Below are 556 nucleotides of genomic sequence, written 5' to 3' on the forward strand. Positions count from 1 at the left end.
GAGCTCGGCGATTGTTGGTGACGATGGAGGCCTTCACGCCGAACTCGTAAGGGGCTGAGGCCTTGCCTTTGCCGATGCACTCCACCTCCGGGGCATGAATGAATAGAGCTTCCAGCCGCGCTGGCGCTGCTGCTGGGAGCGGATCTGGCTGGCTCGGCCAAGCGGAAGGGCGAATGCCTCCTCGAGGGCTGGCTGGCGCTCGATCTTGCGACGGATGTCGCGGATGATCCGGCCCAGCCGGCTGCGCAGGATACGCAACTGCCGCTGATGCCGGCTGAACTGTTTGGCATGGGCGTAGCGGCCCGCCATCATCGCAGCGGCCTTGGCCACGCGAGAATAGGATTGCCGCAGCCTGACGGCGTGCCTTCTCGCCAGGCGATTGAGGCCCTGGATGGCCGCATGAAGCAGCTTGGCGTCGGTCGGAAAGGTGATGGCCTTCGGCTGCACCGTGGTATCAACCGTGACGCGCTTGAGGTCCTGGCTGCGTAAGGCGCCGGCTTCGTGCGCCACCCGCAGGCTCTCGGCCAGCAGCAGCTCCAGCTTGTCGCCGAGCCGC

The 556-nt window shown here is 66.2% G+C and carries 1 pseudogene; it reads right to left on the reverse strand.

The features are described 5' to 3' along the window. Positions 1 to 556: pseudogene (locus tag IVB36_RS39760) on the reverse strand (IS5/IS1182 family transposase); the annotation flags it as partial.

This window comes from Bradyrhizobium sp. 35 (genome assembly GCF_023073215.1).
Taxonomy (GTDB): domain Bacteria; phylum Pseudomonadota; class Alphaproteobacteria; order Rhizobiales; family Xanthobacteraceae; genus Bradyrhizobium; species Bradyrhizobium canariense_D.